This is a genomic window from Thermanaerosceptrum fracticalcis, from assembly GCF_000746025.2.
Lineage (GTDB): Bacteria > Bacillota > Peptococcia > DRI-13 > DRI-13 > Thermanaerosceptrum > Thermanaerosceptrum fracticalcis.
Window position 1 is genome coordinate 2,276,224 of the sequence record NZ_CP045798.1, and the last position, 17,678, is coordinate 2,293,901.

Below are 17,678 nucleotides of genomic sequence, written 5' to 3' on the forward strand. Positions count from 1 at the left end.
TACCTCCTATTTTCCTCTGCCACAGCATTTCTTATACTTTTTCCCGCTGCCGCAGGGACAGGACTCGTTACGTCCAATCTTGCTGCTCTGGGCAGGCGTTTTTCGTTCTTCTTCCTCATACTTGTTTTCAACGATATCCTGGCGCTCCTGGGGCTCTTCAATAAAGGTAACGCGATAAATATAACGGATGATCTCCTGTTGTATTTCTTCAATCATCTGGCTAAACATGTCATAGGCTTCATACTTGTATTCCACCAGGGGATCCTTCTGGCCGTAGGCCCGTAAACCAATGCCGTTACGGAGCTGGTCCATGGCGTCCAGGTGGTCCATCCATTTCTGATCCACAATTTTTAAGGTTACCAGGCGCTCCAGTTCCCGCATCTGGGCGGCGCCCAGCTCCGCCTCACGTTTGGTGTAGGCTTCCATAGCTTTTTCCAGGAGGAGTTCCCTTACCTCTTCTTTCTCAAGCTTAGCTAGCTCCTGAGGTGAAAGAGTATGGTGCGGCAAAAACAACTGTTCAGCCTGATCCAAAAGTCCTTTTAGATCCCATTCTTCGGGATATTGGCTTTCCCCGGAAAACTGGGCAATGGTTTTGTCCACCACTTTTTCAATCATGTCAACGATATTCTCTTTAATATCCTCTCCCAGGAGAACCTTGCGGCGCTGGGCATAGATGACCTCCCGCTGCTGGTTCATGACATCGTCATACTCCAGGACGTGTTTACGGATATCAAAGTTGCGGGCTTCCACCCGGCGCTGGGCATTCTCAATGGCCCGGGTAATGAGGGCATTTTCGATGGGCATCTCATCGTCCATGCCCAGTTTATCCATGAGACCCATGATGTTTTCCGCCCCGAAAAGCCTCATTAAATCGTCTTCCAGGGAGATATAAAACTGGCTGGAGCCAGGGTCGCCTTGACGCCCTGCCCGGCCCCGCAGCTGGTTGTCAATACGGCGGCTTTCATGACGCTCCGTACCGATAATATGAAGACCGCCTAAAGCTACTACTTCTTCATGTTCTTTATCCGTCTTTTCTTTCTTTGCTTCATATATCTTGCGGTAATGTTCTCTGAGTCTTAAGATGTCCGGGTCTTCCGTGGCACCGTGGCTGACCGCCTCTTCAATGATTTCAGGGGGAAAGCCCTGCCCCGCCATTTCCTGGCGGGCCAGAAAGCCGGGATTGCCGCCCAGCAGGATGTCGGTACCACGACCGGCCATATTGGTAGAGACAGTAACGGCCCCCTTCCTACCGGCCTGGGAGACAATTAAAGCTTCTTTTTCATGGTGCTTGGCGTTTAAGACCTGGTGAGGAACGCCTTTTTGGGTGAGGAGCTTGCTTAAAAGTTCTGATTTCTCGATGGAAATGGTACCCACCAGGACAGGCTGCCCCTTCTCGTAACGATGGGCAATTTCCTCCACCACGGCGTTAAATTTACCCTGTTCCGTACGGTAAACCACATCGGGCAGATCCCGGCGGATCATGGGTTTATTGGTGGGAATCACATAAACATCGAGCCCATAGATTTTCCTGAATTCCTCTTCTTCTGTAACGGCCGTACCCGTCATACCGGCCAGCTTCTTATACATACGGAAATAGTTTTGGAAGGTAATGGTGGCCAGGGTCTGGGATTCTTTTTCTATTTTCACGCCTTCTTTGGCTTCAATGGCCTGGTGCAGACCCTCACTGTAGCGGCGGCCAAACATTAAACGCCCGGTAAATTCATCAACAATGATGATTTCCCCGTCTTTGACCACATAGTCCACATCTCTTTTCATGAGGGTATGGGCCCGCAGGGCCTGGTTGACGTGGTGACTTAATTCGATATTGATATCATCATAAAGGTTCTCCACACCTAAGAGCTTCTCTACCTTATCTACACCCTGCTCGGTAAGAGTAACCACTTTAGCTTTCTCGTCAATGGTATAATCCTCTACATTACGCAGGCGGGGGATGATCTTGGCTACCTTCTGGTATAAATCTTTAGGCTTATCTCCCTGACCTGAGATAATCAGCGGTGTCCGGGCTTCATCTATGAGGATACTGTCCACTTCGTCCACAATGGCATAATGAAGCTCCCGCTGGACCATATGGTCAGCATGGAAAACCATGTTGTCCCGCAGGTAATCAAAACCAAACTCGTTGTTTGTCCCGTAAGTGATATCGGCTCTATATGCTGCCTTGCGCTCTTCGAAATCCAGGCCATGGACAATTAAGCCTACGGATAGCCCTAAAAATTTGTAGATCTGGCCCATCCATTCGCTGTCCCGCTTGGCCAGGTAATCGTTCACCGTAACCACATGGACACCTTTGCCGGTAAGGGCATTGAGATAGGCAGGAAGAGTAGCCACCAGGGTCTTACCTTCACCGGTTTTCATTTCCGCAATATTCCCTTCGTGGAGGACCATCCCGCCTATGAGCTGGACATCAAAATGCCTTAAGCCCAACACCCGGCGGGAAGCTTCCCTCACTACGGCAAAAGCTTCGGGCAAAAGATCATCCAGGGTTTCGCCCCTTTCCAGGCGCTTTTTAAACTCCTGGGTCTTACCCGCCAGTTCTTTGTCACTTAAGATTTGCATTTGAGGTTCCAGTTTATTAATAATGTCTGCTTTTTTACTTAATCGTTTGATTTCTTTGGCGTTATCGTCTAACAGGTTTTTAAGAAAACCTAATACCATAGGGCCACACCTGCTTCCTTATATTTTCCCGAATCACGAATATTCATTTCCGGCTAGAAAAAATGGAACCTATATAAGGTTCCATTTTCTAACACCATATAATTTTAGCACTTTTAGAACTCCGGTTCAATAAGACCATAGTTTCCATCTTTACGCTTGTAAACCACATTTACTTCCTCCGTCTCGGCATTGGAGAAAACAAAGAAGCTGTGACCCAAAAGGTTCATCTGTAAAATGGCTTCATCAACGGGCATGGGCTTGATGGCAAAACGCTTGGTCCGCAGGACTTTAGGCGCTTCATCTTCGGAAATTTTTTCCCCGCAAGGATCAGGTGCAATGTCTTTGATACTCACTGCTTTTACTTTCTTACTTAAACGTGTTTTGTATTTATTAATCTGCTTTTCCAATTTTTCTACAACCAGGTCAATGGAAGAGTACATATCAATGGACTCTTCTTCCCCGCGTAAGATAAGTCCGTTTATGGGAATGGTTACTTCTACACGGTGCTGTTCCTTTTCGATCACGAGAGTGACGATAGCTTCGGGGTTATTTTCAAAATACTTGTCTAACTTCCCTAGCCTTTTTTCAACGTATTCCTTCAGTGAGTTTGTAACTGGAATATTTTTTCCCCTGATCTGGAATTTCATGCCATCAGCTCCTCTCTAGGTTCTTATATTAAGTATTCCCCTTCTCCAAAAAAAATCCTGCTTTTAACATCCACTTTATCTTACTTTTACGTGAATAACATTTCTTTATGCCTGGTAAATTAAAGGAAAACTAAAAACCCTGGTATTTTCATACCAGGGTACTATTCTCTGAAAGATATTAAAGTTTTGTTACATTAGCTGCTTGTAAACCTTTGGGACCTTCCACGATATCAAATTCTACCATTTGACCTTCCTGCAAGCTTTTGAACCCATCTTCCTGAATAGCAGAGAAGTGCACGAATACGTCACTGCCGCCTTCTCTTTCGATGAAACCGAAACCTTTTTCCTGGTTGAACCATTTTACTTTGCCTTGCATTAAAAACATTCCTCCTAAAAATAAATACCATGGGTTTTTACCCACGTTGAAGATTTTAACATTGTTATAACGCAAAGTCAAGTTTAGTCGACGAACTGTGTGAGTGACGTAACTGTGTACCACGTTAACCGTCAACCGTATATCTAGATTATGAACCTTGAATGCAAGTCTTAAAGTACTTAAAAGAGTCGACACACCATTTAATTAAGCACGGTTAACGTCTGCACGGTTCACTGTTAACGCCTTAGAGTATTTTACTCAAGAACGCCTGTGTCCTCTCATTTTGGGCCCGGTTAAAGATTTGTTCCGGTGTTCCTTCTTCCACTATCCGCCCCTCATCCATAAACAGCACCCGGTCGCCCACTTCCCGGGCAAAGCCCATCTCGTGGGTCACCACCACCATAGTCATACCTTCTTTGGCCAGGTCCTTCATAACACTTAAAACCTCACCAACCATTTCCGGGTCCAGGGCAGATGTAGGTTCATCAAAAAGCATGACTTTAGGCTGCATGGCCAGAGCCCGGGCAATGGCCACCCGCTGCTGCTGACCGCCGGAAAGAGAATCAGGATAGACATGGGCTTTATCCGTCAAGCCAACTTTACCTAACAGGGTATAAGCCCTCTCTTCCGCTTCCCCTTTGCTGATGCCCCTTACCTTCATGGTGGCCAGTGTAATATTTTCCAGGGCCGTCATATGGGGGAAAAGGTTGAAACGCTGGAAAACCATGCCCACCTCAGCCCTTAGTTTATTAATGTCGGTCCTGGGGTCTGTTACCGGTATATTATCAATAATGATTTCCCCGGAGGTAGGCTTTTCCAGGAGGTTTAAACAGCGAAGGAAAGTGCTCTTGCCCGAGCCGGAAGGTCCGATCACCACCACCACTTCCCGTTCTTTTACGGAATTGGTAATATCTTTGAGGACTTCAAGTTTGCCAAAGCTTTTGTAAAGATTACGCACGACGATCACTCTTAGCCAACCTCCTTTCTGTGAAAGCTACCAGACGGGAAATACTCAGGGTCATCACTAAATACATCAGCAAAACCCCGGCATAAACAGGAAAAGGTGCCGCGGTAATAGCAATATACAGCTGGCCCTGGCGGGTCAATTCAGTAATACCTATGGCTGATAATAGGGAGGTGTCCTTCAACATGGCAATAAACTCGTTGCCCAGAGGAGGAATGATACGTTTAAAGGCCTGGGGAAGAATAATATATTTCATGGCTTGATTATGCGTCATACCTAAGGAACGGGCTGCTTCCATCTGTCCCCGGTCGATGGACTGGATGCCTGCTCTGACAATCTCCGCCACATAAGCCCCGGAGTTAATGCCGCAGGCAGCAATAGCTGCTACGTAGGCGTCGATAGGATGCTGCTGGTGTGTAAGCATATATAGTAAATTGGGAATACCAAAATAAATGATAAATATTTGAACCAACAGGGGTGTTCCCCGGATAAAATCTATATACATGATAGCCAGTGTTTTAATAATCACGTTGTGTGATAAACGGGCCAACCCCATAAAAAGGCCAATCATTACCCCTATAAAAACGGCAAAAGCAGTAATCCATATAGTAGTTAATGCACCCTCAAAGAGATTGGGTAATGCTTCAATAAATATTTCTGTAAAGTTGATAGTCACATCCTCACCTCTTATCCATATAAGCGCGGCGTAACATAGAAATGTTACGCCGCATAATCCTTTAGTATTATTATCCCTTGAATATTCCAGGCATTCTTTTAACTGGAAACTAATCCGGAACTACTTAGGTAATGCAGTTTCAGGCAAGTTATATTTCTTCCGGAGTTCCTCATATTTTCCTTTCTCAATAACTTTTTTAAGACCGGAATTGATCTTATCCAGAAGTTCTTTTTTACCTTTGGCCACAGCAAAGCCATACTGTTCACTGTCTAAGAGATCGCCAACAATCTTAATTTCCGAATGGCCTTTGCTGATGAAGTCCTGGGTCACAGGGGCATCGTTTATGGCCGCATCCACAGTACCCTTAGCCACTTCAGCCATCACTACATCAACAGTGTTGTAAGTTTTAATGGTTTTAATGATGCCTTTCTTCTTCAGCTCATCAGCCTTGTTGGCACCGGTTGTACCGATCTGAACAGCAACCTTTTTACCTTTGAGGTCAGCTTCGGATTTGATTGTATCGTTGTTTTTTGCAACGGCAATAGCAAGACCGGAGTTAACATAGGGATTAGAAAAGTCGATCTGTTCTTTACGCTTGTCTGTGATGGTCATGCCTGATGCAATAATGTTAATGGTGCCGGCTTGTAAAGCAGGAATCAGTCCTTCAAAACCCAAATTTATTATTTCTACTTTGAAACCTTCTTCCTGAGCAATGGCTTTAATCAATTCAATGTCAAAACCGGTAATTTGATTGGTGTTCTTATCTAAAAATTCAAAGGGTGGAAAAGTTGGTTCTGTTCCGACTTTGTAAACTACTTCCGGTTTGGGTTGTTCCTTGGGGAGTTCTTGCTTAGGTGGTTGTGGAGCAGGGGCAGGTTTCCCACAAGCCGCAGCTGATAGCACAAGCCCTAAGGCCAGGAGAATCACCAGCATTATTTTGCCATACTTATTCATCTTACGTGCCTCCCTACATACTTTTCTTTGCTAGCCAAAATAATTATACATGCCCCTGTATATATTATCAATAGTAGGGGAAATATCTTACAGTCCGTCCTGCAAATACACTATTGGGCAACAAATTGCCCGGATAGGGTTTCTTTGACAATCCTTCTTTTTACACAAAACCTGTGGATAATGTGTATAACTCTGTTAGTAACTCTAAATACAACAGGTGCATGCTGTGGATAACTTAGGTTTCACACCACGAATTAAATCCGAATTAGTCGATAAGCCCTATTGACACAATTGCTTATGTTTATTTTTGTCGAAATACACTTTTTTTATACAATTTTAACAGTATGCGTAAAAATTATCCGGAAACTTGTAATATTCCGTAAAGCCTTGAGAAACAGAAGACCCCCGTTCGCGGAGGTCCTCCATAGATCATCTATTATAATCGATAAACACGCCGTCACGTAAGGGAGCAGCCGGCTGATAGGCTTTCGTAGCCTTCTTGGCATCCTGCATCTGCCTGAGTTTATCCTTTACTTTAGTAATTCCCTCACGCAGCAGCTCTTCATTCTTTTTATCCAGTTCTTTTATTTTGGTAAGGACGGTACTCAATTCGGCCAGAACAGTAGTCAAAGCATGAGTGCCCGGTCCATTAACACGGTTTTGGATATTCGTAATATTAAACTCCTTAATCTCCAGAGCCTGGCATACCTCGTCCCTAATCAGGGAAATTTCCCTGTTTCTACCCTCAAGGTTCTCTATCAACTCCTGACGTTGGTTGATAAGACCAAGCAGTAAATCCGTATCTATCTCGGCCTGCTGGAGGAGTGCTTGCTGTTCGCGGGCGATCCTGTACATCTCTTCGTAATAAGGAATCTGCTCCTCGTAGTTCTGGGCTATCCGTTCCAGGATGAGATTGATGATGCTATCCTTCAAGGGAGACACCCCCTGTCAGGGGTCCATTCTCCGCTTTTAGTTTTGTTGCCGCTTCTGCCCAGGTTTTCCGTAAATCTGTGAGGAAACCTATTAATTCGTCAATAATTGCCGTATCTTTTTTCATATTAGCCTCGACTAGACGGTTATAGAGATAGTCATAAAGGGAATAGAGATTCCTTGAGATCTCGTAGTCCATATTTAAGGTGGTCATGAATTCGATAATAATGTTTTGCGCCTTCGTTAGATTGACATGGGCTTGTTCCAGATTTCTACTCTCAATGGCTATTTTAGCTTGACTGCAAAAACGAATCGCGCCATCGTAAAGCATAATTAAAAGCTTGTCCGGTGTCGCGGTATTCACCTGCTGCTGCCTGTACTGCTGATATGGGTTCGGTAAGGCCATATATCATACCTCCAAGATTTTATTATACGGTGAACGGTTAACGTTCACTGTTCACGGTTAACGCTGGCTAAACTGCTGAGCCAACCAGGCACTCTGGGCATTCATCTGGCTTAAAGCCTTTTCCATAGCCGTGAATTTCTGCCAGTAACGGTCTTCAATTGTTACCAGGTAGTCGTTCATATTCTCAATTTTGCCATCTAATTCCGTAACATCTTTATCCAGGTAGCTTATACTACCGTATATAGTCACAAAGTCTATTAAGATATTGGCACTTACGCTTCTGTATAGCTCAGAGTTATCACCAGTTCCAGCCTTGTTTATCACGTCCTTCATTCCTGTGATGATATTATCGTAGAGTCTTGTTATAAGCCCGCTTTCACTTCTTTTTTGGCTTATTTCAGAACTGGTCATGCTGCTTTCTGATTTATATTTTAAAGCTTCACTAGGTTCCTTAAATAAAAGTTCCAGAACACTGTCAACATTGTCTTCAATAGCCTTCGTTAATTTGTCTTTGTCAATAACAAGTTTACCACCCCGAGACCCACTGGTATAACCTTCTGTGGTAATCCCAATTTCAGTCAACTGGTCGTATATACCGGTAACCCCGCTTACTTCCTGATACATACCGCTTCTTATTGATTGTAAGGTTCTCTCCATTATCTGATCATTTTTTAAAAGACCACTTTTAGCCTTTTCTTCCCAGAGTTCAATTTCTTTTTCCGACATGGCTTCTTTTTGTTCTTTAGTAAGTGGTAAATAATCCCTGTATCTTTCCTCAGCTAATTCAGTCCCGATTTTATCCATTAGCTCATTGTATTTTTCTACAAATTTCTCTATCTTTTCATAAACACTGGTAACGTTAGTGGCCACATCAACGGTAATCGGGCCTCCTACTTTTTTTAGATTAAAACCTAAACCATTAATGGTAAATTGATTGGAACTCTGCACAATCCCTGTAGCAGCCCCCAGATCGATTACCGCATTGGTGCCTGCATAGGTACCATTTAAAACTGTTTGACTAACACCATTGTTATCTATATACTTCATTTTTAACAAAGAGGTATTTCCAGTAATGAAATCAAATCTGGTAGAACCATCACTTAAGGTACTGTTGTCGGTAATGGTAATAGTATTTTCCGCACCTGTCTTATTAACCTGCAGGAAAAAGCGATCAATGGTACTGTCGTAGGAAGCTGTAATACCCAGGTTAGCGTTGTTTATTTCATTTACTATATCATTTATTGTAACATTGGTAAGATTGGTTTTATTAATTGTCACTGATTTTCCGTCTTTGTTAGTAATGGTAAAGTTGATGGTATCATTATTATTTAAACCGAATTGGGTACTAAGGTTACCCTTATCCCCTACAGAAATATTACTCTCACTGGCTGCGGACCAGTTGGTAGCCAAGCTTTTTACATTGACCGTATAGGTACCCTTCACAGCATCGGCTCTCGCCGTTACTTCGGCTATAGTTGTATCGGAAACAGTAGTACTTTTCACCCAGTCTAAACTACTGACAGACTTGTTTAACAAGGTTCCTGTTGAGGTAGTAGTTGTGAGACCAAATTCTTTTTTGGTATCTAAGATAAAGTTAGCAAAATCCTTATTTACCTGGTGATAATTCTCCTGGCGCCACAAGATTATTTGCCTGTTCTGTTCAAGCTTGTCTAACCTTGTTCTTTCGGCTCTCATCAAATCGCCTACAATTTTGTCAATATCTAATCCTGAAGATAGACCGCCTATTCTAAAGACCATTTAAACCACCACCTTATGCTTTCTCGTCTACTAACAGGCCAGCCATTTCCATCATTTTTGCCACCATATCCAGGATTTTCTCGGGAGGAATTTCTTTTATAACCTCCTCAGTTTGAGTATTAATGACTTTTATCATGATTTGCTTCGTCTCTTCATGGATGGAAAACTCTAGCCTCTTCTCATATAACTCAAACTTTTGATTGGCCTTTTCAATAGCACTGATTAGTTCCTCTTCCGCATATTTATTCTCTCCACCATTCTGAACAGGAGCAGGATTATCCACAGGCTTATCTTTTACTCTTGGCTCCTGAACTTCCCTGTTTATGTTTTGTTGTGTGTTTTGGTTTGTTCCAACCACACTTATACCGTCCACACGCATATAGATCCACCCTTCTACTTCAATTCCTTAATATATATATCGGATGTTAAACTAAAAAGTTTAGATGTTTAGATCATTTTTATTGTAAAAACTTCTTACTTCCATCCATGCATCCTGCTTTTCCATCACAAGCTGATAAATCTTTTGCAATATTTCCGCCAGTCTACCGAGTAAAATTCTTGCCGCTTCAACTGCCAAAATATCTGGCAGTCTAAAAAATAATGCAACAGCAGGAACCGTCCCCACTGTCGCATTTGCTCTTCCTTCACTGTGGCCCATAAAATAACCTGCCGTATATGTCTATATGCTCCTTTAAAGAAGCATTTTTTAAAGATTCATAATGAATTATGTCAAAATAATAAGGTAACGGCAGCTTCTCGTTAAGCATAACACTTAAAGCGTCTATTATGTCTGTCGTTATATTGGAACCGTATAGAACTATGTCCACATCCGACCCTCTTTTATAATTTCCCATGGCTCGACTGCCAAAAACTGCAGCCTTTTCAATTTCTGGCCACAAAGATAGTGTGTGCATAATTAAATTAAAACTTTCCTGCGATATGCCAAACCTCATAGCTTTTCTCCCAATTCTTTATATACCTGAGTTATTGCTTTGTGATAATTATTTTTAATTTTTGCCACAGCTAATTTAAAACGCTCCTCATCGTATGCATGAGCCAGGAGGTTTCGCTTATCCAGCATATCCATCCAGACATCTCCATCTTCTATTAATCCATAGTGAAAAGCTGCTTTGATAACTTCTCTTGGGAAGTTCACTGCAACCTCTTGAGATTCCAGGTAATCCTTCATTGTTTTCCAGGCTAATTCAAATGTATACTCAAACCTTTGAATAAGCCCTTCCTTCTCCAGGTCACTCAAAATTTCAAAATCTATAATTGCCGAATTAAACTGATTATATGCTTTTTTAAAATTTACAAATCTCTGTCTCCATCTGATATCTTTCTCATTCATCCTTTTTTGCTCCTTTCCCCACTGACTGGAAAGTCCTCTGTTTATTCATAACAAGTCATAATATTATTTAGCGTTATTCTCTTTCTGTCTTTTCCTACAATAATTTTACACCATTGAGAATCTAATACAAATAGGAAACTATATAAGCAACAAAGAACAATAAATCACCTGTTTTGCCGGACAAATGCGACAGCGAGAACCGTCCCCGCTGTCGCACAAAAAAACCCGCTTTATGCGGGTCTTTTTGTGCGATATGTCGAGGCCAGTTCTTGACTTGAATAGGAATCAAGTCAAGAACTGGCCCTAATTCAAGCTGGCTGTAACATGCCAGCTTTTAGTCTGTTGTATTCTTTTTTTATCAGACCAATCGGTAATAAAATCTACTCTATTCAGTGACTATTACCATTTGGGTATCGGGTAAATATTGAACTTTGGCTTTAAGGGCTTCGCTGATAAACCGTAGGGGCACTAATGTGCGTCCGTTTTCGATGAATGCCGGAATATCAAGGGTATATTGCCGGCCATTTACTAGCGCTGACTTTTCACCTACGGGAAGCTGTACTACATTATCACCTTTTTTGAAAGACACTGTTTGGGTAGAGGGATCCCAGTTAATAGTAGCGCCCAGGGCTTCACCTAATGCTCTGAATGGCACGAGGGTTCTACCGTTTTGCACTCTAGGCTTTACATCAAAGACAGGCTGTTGGCCATTAACAAAGGCTTTAAGCTCTTCATTTCCCATTTTCTTATAGATTTGTCCTATCTCTTGGTACGTAGCTAAATCTTGAGGCATAAATTTAAGTATTTCTTCTAAGTTAGCCAGAGCCTTTTCTCTAGAACCCATATTATTATAGAATTCGGCAATCTTGGCTAAAACTTGCTTTTTATCTTCATTTTCCATTTGTTCCTTTTCTTGCTCTATTTTTTCTTCCAATTCTTCAGCAACTTTCTCCAATTCTTCTCTGGTTTTCTCATCGATGTCTTCAAGTTCTTCCTGGGCCATATCCCCTAAAGTTTGGGCAACTGATTGCATGTCACCTTGAGATTCAATCAGTTTTTCTAAAACCTTCTGAGCTACGGGTGAGCCGTTAGCTTTAACTCTGTCTAAAGCAATGTGTAATCCCGGTATTCCCATACCAAACAATTTTTGACTGGGTACTGGGCCTGTTACAGGCTTAGGCTCATTTTCCCCGGTGCCGGGTGTTGTATTAGCGTCATAATCTGCAGTTTCTTCCTCCGTTTCCGTATTTCCCGGGTTATCCTTAATTTGCTCAATGCCTGGACTAACCGGATTCCCTGTCGCCAAGACCATATTATTTAAGGACAGGGTGAAAATCAGAACCAGTGTTAATACTCCAAGTTTTTTAATCATTGTACATCTCCTCCTTGTTTTTAAAATTAGGGATATGGTCCCAAATATCCTTGTATTATTTATTACGTAGAATAGAAAAAGATTCGGGGTCTCTCCCCCGAAACTTTTTTCGATTTCATTTGTTTTTTATTTTTTACCTCATGTTACTTCCTCCGCTAATACTGCCGCCGGTTTGCCCATTGGCCTGGGCAGTGTCTTCTTTCTCCTCGGCTCCAATACTATTTGCTCCTTGATTAACAACATAGTCATTTTCGTTAGCAGGTGGCTTCAGAGGAGGTGTACTATCCTCTTGCTCACTGTTATTTTGCATTTTTTCGTCTTGTAGATCTATTTCACTTTTCTCTTGTCCGTTATTAATAGCTGGTGTATTTACTACATCCTGTTTATTGGGCTCTGGAAGTGTAGTATCAACGGTTGCCGGTTTATTTATAACAGAACCAGGACTACTTTTTTGGTCCGTGTTTTTCGGATTTAACTCAATGGGAGGGGGATTATTAATGATTTTAGGCTTTACAGGTTTCGGTGGTGTTTCTCCATTTGTAGTCCGTGTTTGGTTTTGTTTATTGGTTGCATGGGGCACATTAAGATCTTCTTTTATAGAATTAGCCATTTCATTTTCAGGGAATGGATATAGACCCGCGGACAAATTTTCTCTTTCTTTTTTGGGTATGGTTTCAATTTCATCAAATAAGTCATTAAGCATGCCTTCTTTTATTAAAATATTGACCATATCTGCCGTTTCTTTTTGCGATATATTGGAAAATCCGGGGATGCCTCTCCTTGCAGCTTTTTCTCTAATCAGATAAATGTTTAGCGAGAGACCTTCCTGGCGGGCTTTTTCTCTGTCTTCTAGGGAAGCTTTCATTATTCCTGCACTACCCGGTAAGTTTTCTTCATTCATTCGATTTGATATAAGATTTTTTATGCCTGAAGGTGGTAATGAACTTGTGTCTCCTTTTATATTGATCACGGTGATTAAAACTGTATTATCTTTCTCAGGGGAAATGAAGCCATCCTTCTGGGCTTTTTCCATGATAATATTTAGAGATTCCCATACATCCTTGCCTTTCAAGGAGATACTATGGAGAAATAACTTGGCATCTTCGTTTAAAGGGATGGCTTTTGCTACTTTATTTTCTGAATTTATGGCCAACTCCAAACTGGGATTTATGTCTATAGCTACATAGGCAATTGTTGTTTTATCGAAAACAATATTGATTACCGTGCCCAGGAGTAAAAGAAATACTATACTGGCGGCAAGTACCTTGGGAAGATGTGATCTTGAAGTATTGACCTGGTTAGAGTCTACCAACACTTCCATTCCCGGTTTAATACTACTGGATGGAAGAGGGAAACGCCTAAACCGGCGATCTTCCGTAGCTACCCACATCCAGGAACCTTCTGTTTTTACTATTAATCCCTTAATTTTATTCATCCCGGACACCTCCTTTCCAACCGCTAACTTGTTTTTTGGCGCTCTCTGTGTTGCTGTAATTTTTACACGGTAACGAGAAGAATGAACGTAAATGTTTAAATTCCATATTAGAAATAATTAAAAAAACTGCAATAATATACTGTCGGCCTCGTTTAATTACTTTTTTGCTTATACCGCTTACTAGAGAAAGCTCTTTTAAAGGAAGCTGTTTATTCCTGTTGACATATTCTATAAAATCCTTACGGCTGGCTATAAGCTCTGCAATTTCTATTAAAATTTCACGAGTATCCTGGTGTTTGGGACAGGAAATTTCTAATTGGCAGAATGATATGCCAAAGGACTGTAACATCTTTTGAAAAAGTGCCATTTCTTCAGCCCGCTCTAAAGCCAATTGTTCCTCATTATACTTCTTCCAGGCACTTTCCACTTCCCATTTTTGCACAACTATATTGTCTTCATTTAATTCTTCCAGGGGGAGATGCTTATGCCGGGCTTCTTTACGAAAGTGGTCAATCAGGCGGCTTTTAATAACCAGCCGGGCATAATTATGAAATTCCTTACCATAAGAAGGATTGTAAGTATCAATGGCTTCGTTGAAAGCCAGTAAACTGATACTCAGTTCATCATCATTTTCCCACTCCAGTTTTCTGCCGCAAACCCCTGCAGCAATTTCTAAAATGTTGGAACGGTAGTAATATATCAGTTCTTCGCGAAGTGCCTGATTGCCTGATTGTATCCTTCTGATGATATTTTCCATTCCTTCTTGTCTCATAACCTCACCTGCCACTTTATTACCTGGATAAACTTTATACGGGTAATTATCCTTTTTTAGGGGCTATGTAAGGGGAAAATGCTCTATTTGTCGACAAATGATTTCTTTGTCAGTCATATTATTGTAATTCTTTTCAGTCAATACATATTCCTGTAGCTCTGCACATACATTGCGGCACTGTTTTGCTACACATGCCTTGGAAAGCGGAATCGACCCTGTGTTCATCCAGCAAATGCTGGGTCATAAGAACCTTCAAACTACATTGACATACCTTCACATGATGTGAAAGAGTCTTATGGGTATCAAGAGTCCCTGGACATTGATGACACGAAATGACTACGGTGCAGGATGTTTTCCTTAGATTTTACCCTCAGTATACGATGGTATTGGCAGGGGGATTATCAGAGAACAATCAGTGGCGCAATAGCAGCAAAAAGTTCTTTATTCCTGTGAAGGTATTGGCAAAAAAGTTCCGTGGCAAATATCTGCACTACCTAAAACAGTACTACCGCCAAAACTTGCTTAAATTTTATGGCAATGCAGAAGAATACCGCAATCCCAAATCTTTCTCCCGTTTGCTAGACCAATGCTATGCCCAAAACTGGTATACTTATACAAAAAGGACCTTTTCAGGCCCCCTGGCGGTAGTCCAATACCTTGGGAGATACACACACCGTATAGCCATATCCAATACCAGGATTGTTTCCATGGATGAGAACACGGAATCCTAACACCGCGACTTCGTTCTTCTGGGTCAATCGAAAATTTTGTCAGTAGGAATATCGGTATAATGATGGCTCATCAATTAGCTATATATGATTGTTGAGCCTTTTTTACACGCAAAACCTCCGATTGACCCCTTCAAGAACCATCCCCGCTGTCAAGGTGAAAGATTTTCTTTTCGACATTTGTTAAAAGCCTGATAAAAAAAACCGAGGGTTTGCCTCTAGCCTTTTGGTTTAGCGCTCAGATCGGCTTAACGATTGCAATATTAATTTATCATTGTATCCCCTGAATTCGCCTCTCTCCTGAAGAATCTCAATTAATTCTTCATCATATTGTGGTTTTATCCACTCTTGTTTTTGATAATGGTAAATCTTAAGTATCCTTGCAGGGTTTCCATAAACCACACAGTGAGAAGGAATGTCCGTTGTTACTACACAATTGGCACCTATTACACTACCGTAACCAAGGACTATATTACCCAAAACAGTAGCTGAATGCCCTATCCAAACCCCTCGTTGAATAACTAAAACATTATTAATGCTTTGCGTTCCTTGATATATAGGTGGTACCTGCGGATTTCTGTATTCATGCTGTGAGTCTGATATATAAACTCCTGACGCTATCATAACATCTTCCTCAATAATAACCTGATTATAAGATTCTATTATTACTCTTTGACCAATAAATGTTCTGTCATCGACCTTAATTCTCATCTTTTGCTTGGCATTACCGAAGGGATGTATCCCAAATAAAACATCCCTTTTAATTTCAACATTGTTTCCTATCCATGTTTTTGAGGGCAACGCTATGTTAATTCCAGTTTCAACTTTAACATTTTTCCCCAAAAACAAAAATTGTTCATTAGTCTTTAACACTTTTCAATCACCCCAAGAACAAAATTATACCTGATAATTTATCTTAACATTAGGGCTTATTAATATTTTTAATTGACTCCCTCCAGCCTATATCAAAATACTTGTAAAATCAAAAGGGTCAGAGAGGAAATTTCTCTGACCCTTTAGCTCAATTATCTCAATAACTGAAGTACTCCCTGAGGAGCCTGGTTAGCTTGAGCTAACATAGCCTGAGCTGCCTGCTGGAGAATATTGTTCTTGGTGAATTCCATCATTTCCCTGGCCATGTCTACGTCTCTGATACGGGATTCGGAAGCTTGTAAGTTCTCAGCGGAGGTATCCAGGTTCTTAATAGTATACTCTAACCTGTTCTGCACAGCACCTAGTTTGGCCCGTTCATTGGAAACATCGCTAATGGCTTGATCTAAGATTGTGATGGCTGCCTTAGCACTTGCATACGTTGCAACAGAGATAGCTTCTGTAGAAGTAGCACCATTAATACCCAAGGCTATGGCATCCATCTTGTTAATAGAGAAGTTGATGTTTTGGTTCTCATTGGCACCGATTTGGAAATCTAAAGTGTTATTACTGCTCACTGTTACTGTGGCAGTATGCCCGTCAGCTACTGTACCATCAATGCCTTTTACTGTTAATCCATTGCTAAATGTAACCTTATTACCAACTGATTCAACTACAGTCGCACCACCAGAAAGGGTTGCGACAGCATCAGTACCTGCATCGGAGTAAACTGTATTGGTATCAGCGTTAACGGCAATACCTAAAGCTTTTAACTGGTTCAACGCACCTGAGACTTGTATTGTTGCATCTGAACCATATGCTGTACTCTTAAGTTGAATCGCACTTTTTGCTGCAGAAGCAGTATCAGTTACAGCGACTAATGAAGCAGTAACACCTGTTTCTGCAGTTAAATTATTAATCTTTTCGAGAACATTATTTAACGTATCAGTTGCTGCAATCGTTACTGATTTATTATTAATTGTCAATGTACCTGCAGCATCAGCATGAACTTGAGTAGCACCACCGTTTACGGTAGTTGTTGCATAAGCATTGGCTGCCCCAGTTCCTCCAACTACAGCCTGAGTAGCTGCTGTTGTAAAGGTTAAAGTGTAAACACCAGCTTGAGTACTGCCAGTTGTTCTGTAAGCATTGTCATCAAATGAAGCTGCGTTAGTTCCGCTGTCAGTTACCGTTTTAGCAATATCGCCGTTCAGTAACTTCTTGGTGTTAAACTCAGTATTATTAGCAATTCTGTCAACTTCCTGACGCAACTGGTTCATCTCATCCTGAATCTTAGTTCTTTCATCAGAGGTGTTGGTGCCTGTAGCTGCCTGAACAGCCAGTTCTCTCATTCTCTGGAGAATAGCGTGAGTTTCGTTTAAAGCACCTTCAGCAGTTTGGATAAGGGAGATACCATCTTGGGCATTTCGGGAAGCCTGGGTTAGACCTCTGATTTGGCCTCTCATTTTTTCGGAGATGGCCAGACCGGCCGCATCGTCACCTGCTCTGTTGATTCTGAAACCGGAAGACAGCTTTTCAATAGATTTTGCAGTTGCACTATTGGTGATTCCCAACTGACGATTGGTGTTGAGTGCCATCAAGTTGTTGTTAATTCTCATTTTTTCTCCTCCTTGAAATCATTTTTCATATCATCCTTGATATCAGAAAATCATACTGGGCCCTAGTATGAAATTTCTTTCATTACTTATATCGACAAAAACTAGAAAAAGTTTAGGACTTTTGCATACTTTTTAGATAAAAGT

19 protein-coding genes and 1 pseudogene are annotated in these 17,678 nt (G+C 41.6%); 2 read left to right on the forward strand and 18 right to left on the reverse strand.

What is annotated here, in order from left to right; all coding sequences use genetic code 11:
* Window positions 1-6: 6 nt before the first annotated feature.
* The 16 genes from secA to sigI form a co-directional block, all read right to left on the reverse strand.
* A complete protein-coding gene (gene secA, locus BR63_RS11605) occupies window positions 7-2,676 on the reverse strand; it encodes a preprotein translocase subunit SecA (protein ID WP_034420335.1) in 2,670 nt (889 codons plus the stop codon).
* A gap of 113 nt (window positions 2,677-2,789) precedes the next feature.
* A complete protein-coding gene (gene hpf / locus BR63_RS11610) occupies window positions 2,790-3,323 on the reverse strand; it encodes a ribosome hibernation-promoting factor, HPF/YfiA family (protein ID WP_034420337.1) in 534 nt (177 codons plus the stop codon).
* A 178-nt stretch (window positions 3,324-3,501) separates the two neighbouring features.
* Window positions 3,502-3,699: a cold shock domain-containing protein gene (locus BR63_RS11615; protein ID WP_034420339.1), complete on the reverse strand. Its 198-nt coding sequence runs from the start codon at window positions 3,697-3,699 to the stop codon at window positions 3,502-3,504.
* 244 nt (window positions 3,700-3,943) lie between these two features.
* Entirely contained in the window at window positions 3,944-4,666 is a 723-nt protein-coding gene (locus tag BR63_RS11620; RefSeq protein WP_034420340.1) for an amino acid ABC transporter ATP-binding protein, read from the reverse strand.
* Window positions 4,650-5,333, reverse strand: a complete 684-nt coding sequence (locus BR63_RS11625) for an amino acid ABC transporter permease (protein WP_034420431.1) — start codon at window positions 5,331-5,333, stop codon at window positions 4,650-4,652. Before BR63_RS11625 ends, BR63_RS11620 begins: the two co-directional genes overlap by 17 nt.
* A 126-nt stretch (window positions 5,334-5,459) precedes the next feature.
* The gene (locus tag BR63_RS11630; RefSeq protein ID WP_034420341.1) at window positions 5,460-6,293 is read right to left on the reverse strand and encodes a basic amino acid ABC transporter substrate-binding protein; all 834 of its coding nucleotides are present in this window, start codon (window positions 6,291-6,293) and stop codon (window positions 5,460-5,462) included.
* A 429-nt stretch (window positions 6,294-6,722) separates the two neighbouring features.
* A complete protein-coding gene (flgN, locus tag BR63_RS11635) occupies window positions 6,723-7,226 on the reverse strand; it encodes a flagellar export chaperone FlgN (RefSeq protein WP_034420342.1) in 504 nt (167 codons plus the stop codon).
* Complete coding sequence (gene fliS, locus BR63_RS11640) at window positions 7,216-7,629, reverse strand: flagellar export chaperone FliS (protein ID WP_034420343.1); 414 nt, start codon at window positions 7,627-7,629, stop codon at window positions 7,216-7,218. Before fliS ends, flgN begins: the two co-directional genes overlap by 11 nt.
* 57 nt (window positions 7,630-7,686) lie before the next feature.
* On the reverse strand, window positions 7,687-9,387 hold the full coding sequence (gene fliD / locus BR63_RS11645; protein ID WP_034420344.1) for a flagellar filament capping protein FliD: 1,701 nt from the start codon (window positions 9,385-9,387) through the stop codon (window positions 7,687-7,689).
* A gap of 13 nt (window positions 9,388-9,400) precedes the next feature.
* On the reverse strand, window positions 9,401-9,766 hold the full coding sequence (locus tag BR63_RS11650; protein ID WP_034420345.1) for a flagellar protein FlaG: 366 nt from the start codon (window positions 9,764-9,766) through the stop codon (window positions 9,401-9,403).
* 60 nt (window positions 9,767-9,826) lie between these two features.
* Entirely contained in the window at window positions 9,827-10,045 is a 219-nt protein-coding gene (locus BR63_RS11655; protein ID WP_034420346.1) for a hypothetical protein, read from the reverse strand.
* The gene (locus BR63_RS11660) at window positions 10,032-10,340 is read right to left on the reverse strand and encodes a nucleotidyltransferase domain-containing protein (protein WP_081908020.1); all 309 of its coding nucleotides are present in this window, start codon (window positions 10,338-10,340) and stop codon (window positions 10,032-10,034) included. Before BR63_RS11660 ends, BR63_RS11655 begins: the two co-directional genes overlap by 14 nt.
* Complete coding sequence (locus BR63_RS11665; protein ID WP_034420347.1) at window positions 10,337-10,738, reverse strand: nucleotidyltransferase substrate binding protein; 402 nt, start codon at window positions 10,736-10,738, stop codon at window positions 10,337-10,339. The genes BR63_RS11660 and BR63_RS11665 overlap by 4 nt, the downstream gene beginning before the upstream one ends.
* Before the next feature lie 385 nt (window positions 10,739-11,123).
* Window positions 11,124-12,110, reverse strand: coding sequence for a copper amine oxidase N-terminal domain-containing protein (locus tag BR63_RS19570; protein ID WP_051965435.1), 987 nt, complete (start codon window positions 12,108-12,110; stop codon window positions 11,124-11,126).
* 133 nt (window positions 12,111-12,243) lie between these two features.
* Window positions 12,244-13,545: an anti-sigma-I factor RsgI family protein gene (locus tag BR63_RS11675; RefSeq protein WP_034420348.1), complete on the reverse strand. Its 1,302-nt coding sequence runs from the start codon at window positions 13,543-13,545 to the stop codon at window positions 12,244-12,246.
* Window positions 13,538-14,317, reverse strand: a complete 780-nt coding sequence (gene sigI / locus BR63_RS11680) for an RNA polymerase sigma-I factor (protein WP_051965436.1) — start codon at window positions 14,315-14,317, stop codon at window positions 13,538-13,540. Before sigI ends, BR63_RS11675 begins: the two co-directional genes overlap by 8 nt.
* Before the next feature lie 169 nt (window positions 14,318-14,486).
* Here sigI and BR63_RS11685 point away from each other — a divergent pair, with 169 nt between their 5' ends.
* Window positions 14,487-14,603, forward strand: a complete 117-nt coding sequence (locus tag BR63_RS11685) for a tyrosine-type recombinase/integrase (RefSeq protein ID WP_276568903.1) — start codon at window positions 14,487-14,489, stop codon at window positions 14,601-14,603.
* 94 nt (window positions 14,604-14,697) lie between these two features.
* A pseudogene (locus BR63_RS11690) lies at window positions 14,698-15,039 on the forward strand (transposase); the annotation flags it as partial.
* A gap of 237 nt (window positions 15,040-15,276) precedes the next feature.
* Here BR63_RS11690 and BR63_RS11695 read toward each other — a convergent pair.
* Both BR63_RS11695 and BR63_RS11700 read right to left on the reverse strand, forming a co-directional pair.
* The gene (locus BR63_RS11695; protein WP_051965438.1) at window positions 15,277-15,918 is read right to left on the reverse strand and encodes an acyltransferase; all 642 of its coding nucleotides are present in this window, start codon (window positions 15,916-15,918) and stop codon (window positions 15,277-15,279) included.
* 152 nt (window positions 15,919-16,070) lie between these two features.
* A complete protein-coding gene (locus tag BR63_RS11700) occupies window positions 16,071-17,534 on the reverse strand; it encodes a flagellin N-terminal helical domain-containing protein (protein ID WP_034420349.1) in 1,464 nt (487 codons plus the stop codon).
* Window positions 17,535-17,678 lie beyond the last annotated feature (144 nt).

Bases quoted from the DNA above. Each gene is read 5' to 3' on its own strand.
- secA (WP_034420335.1), bottom strand. From the start codon at position 2,676: ATGGTATTAGGTTTTCTTAAAAACCTGTTAGACGATAACGCCAAAGAA.
- hpf (WP_034420337.1), bottom strand. From the start codon at position 3,323: ATGAAATTCCAGATCAGGGGAAAAAATATTCCAGTTACAAACTCACTG.
- BR63_RS11615 (WP_034420339.1), bottom strand. From the start codon at position 3,699: ATGCAAGGCAAAGTAAAATGGTTCAACCAGGAAAAAGGTTTCGGTTTC.
- BR63_RS11630 (WP_034420341.1), bottom strand. From the start codon at position 6,293: ATGAATAAGTATGGCAAAATAATGCTGGTGATTCTCCTGGCCTTAGGG.
- fliS (WP_034420343.1), bottom strand. From the start codon at position 7,629: ATGGCCTTACCGAACCCATATCAGCAGTACAGGCAGCAGCAGGTGAAT.
- fliD (WP_034420344.1), bottom strand. From the start codon at position 9,387: ATGGTCTTTAGAATAGGCGGTCTATCTTCAGGATTAGATATTGACAAA.
- BR63_RS11650 (WP_034420345.1), bottom strand. From the start codon at position 9,766: ATGCGTGTGGACGGTATAAGTGTGGTTGGAACAAACCAAAACACACAA.
- BR63_RS11655 (WP_034420346.1), bottom strand. From the start codon at position 10,045: ATGGGCCACAGTGAAGGAAGAGCAAATGCGACAGTGGGGACGGTTCCT.
- BR63_RS11660 (WP_081908020.1), bottom strand. From the start codon at position 10,340: ATGAGGTTTGGCATATCGCAGGAAAGTTTTAATTTAATTATGCACACA.
- BR63_RS11665 (WP_034420347.1), bottom strand. From the start codon at position 10,738: ATGAATGAGAAAGATATCAGATGGAGACAGAGATTTGTAAATTTTAAA.
- BR63_RS19570 (WP_051965435.1), bottom strand. From the start codon at position 12,110: ATGATTAAAAAACTTGGAGTATTAACACTGGTTCTGATTTTCACCCTG.
- BR63_RS11675 (WP_034420348.1), bottom strand. From the start codon at position 13,545: ATGAATAAAATTAAGGGATTAATAGTAAAAACAGAAGGTTCCTGGATG.
- sigI (WP_051965436.1), bottom strand. From the start codon at position 14,317: ATGAGACAAGAAGGAATGGAAAATATCATCAGAAGGATACAATCAGGC.
- BR63_RS11700 (WP_034420349.1), bottom strand. From the start codon at position 17,534: ATGAGAATTAACAACAACTTGATGGCACTCAACACCAATCGTCAGTTG.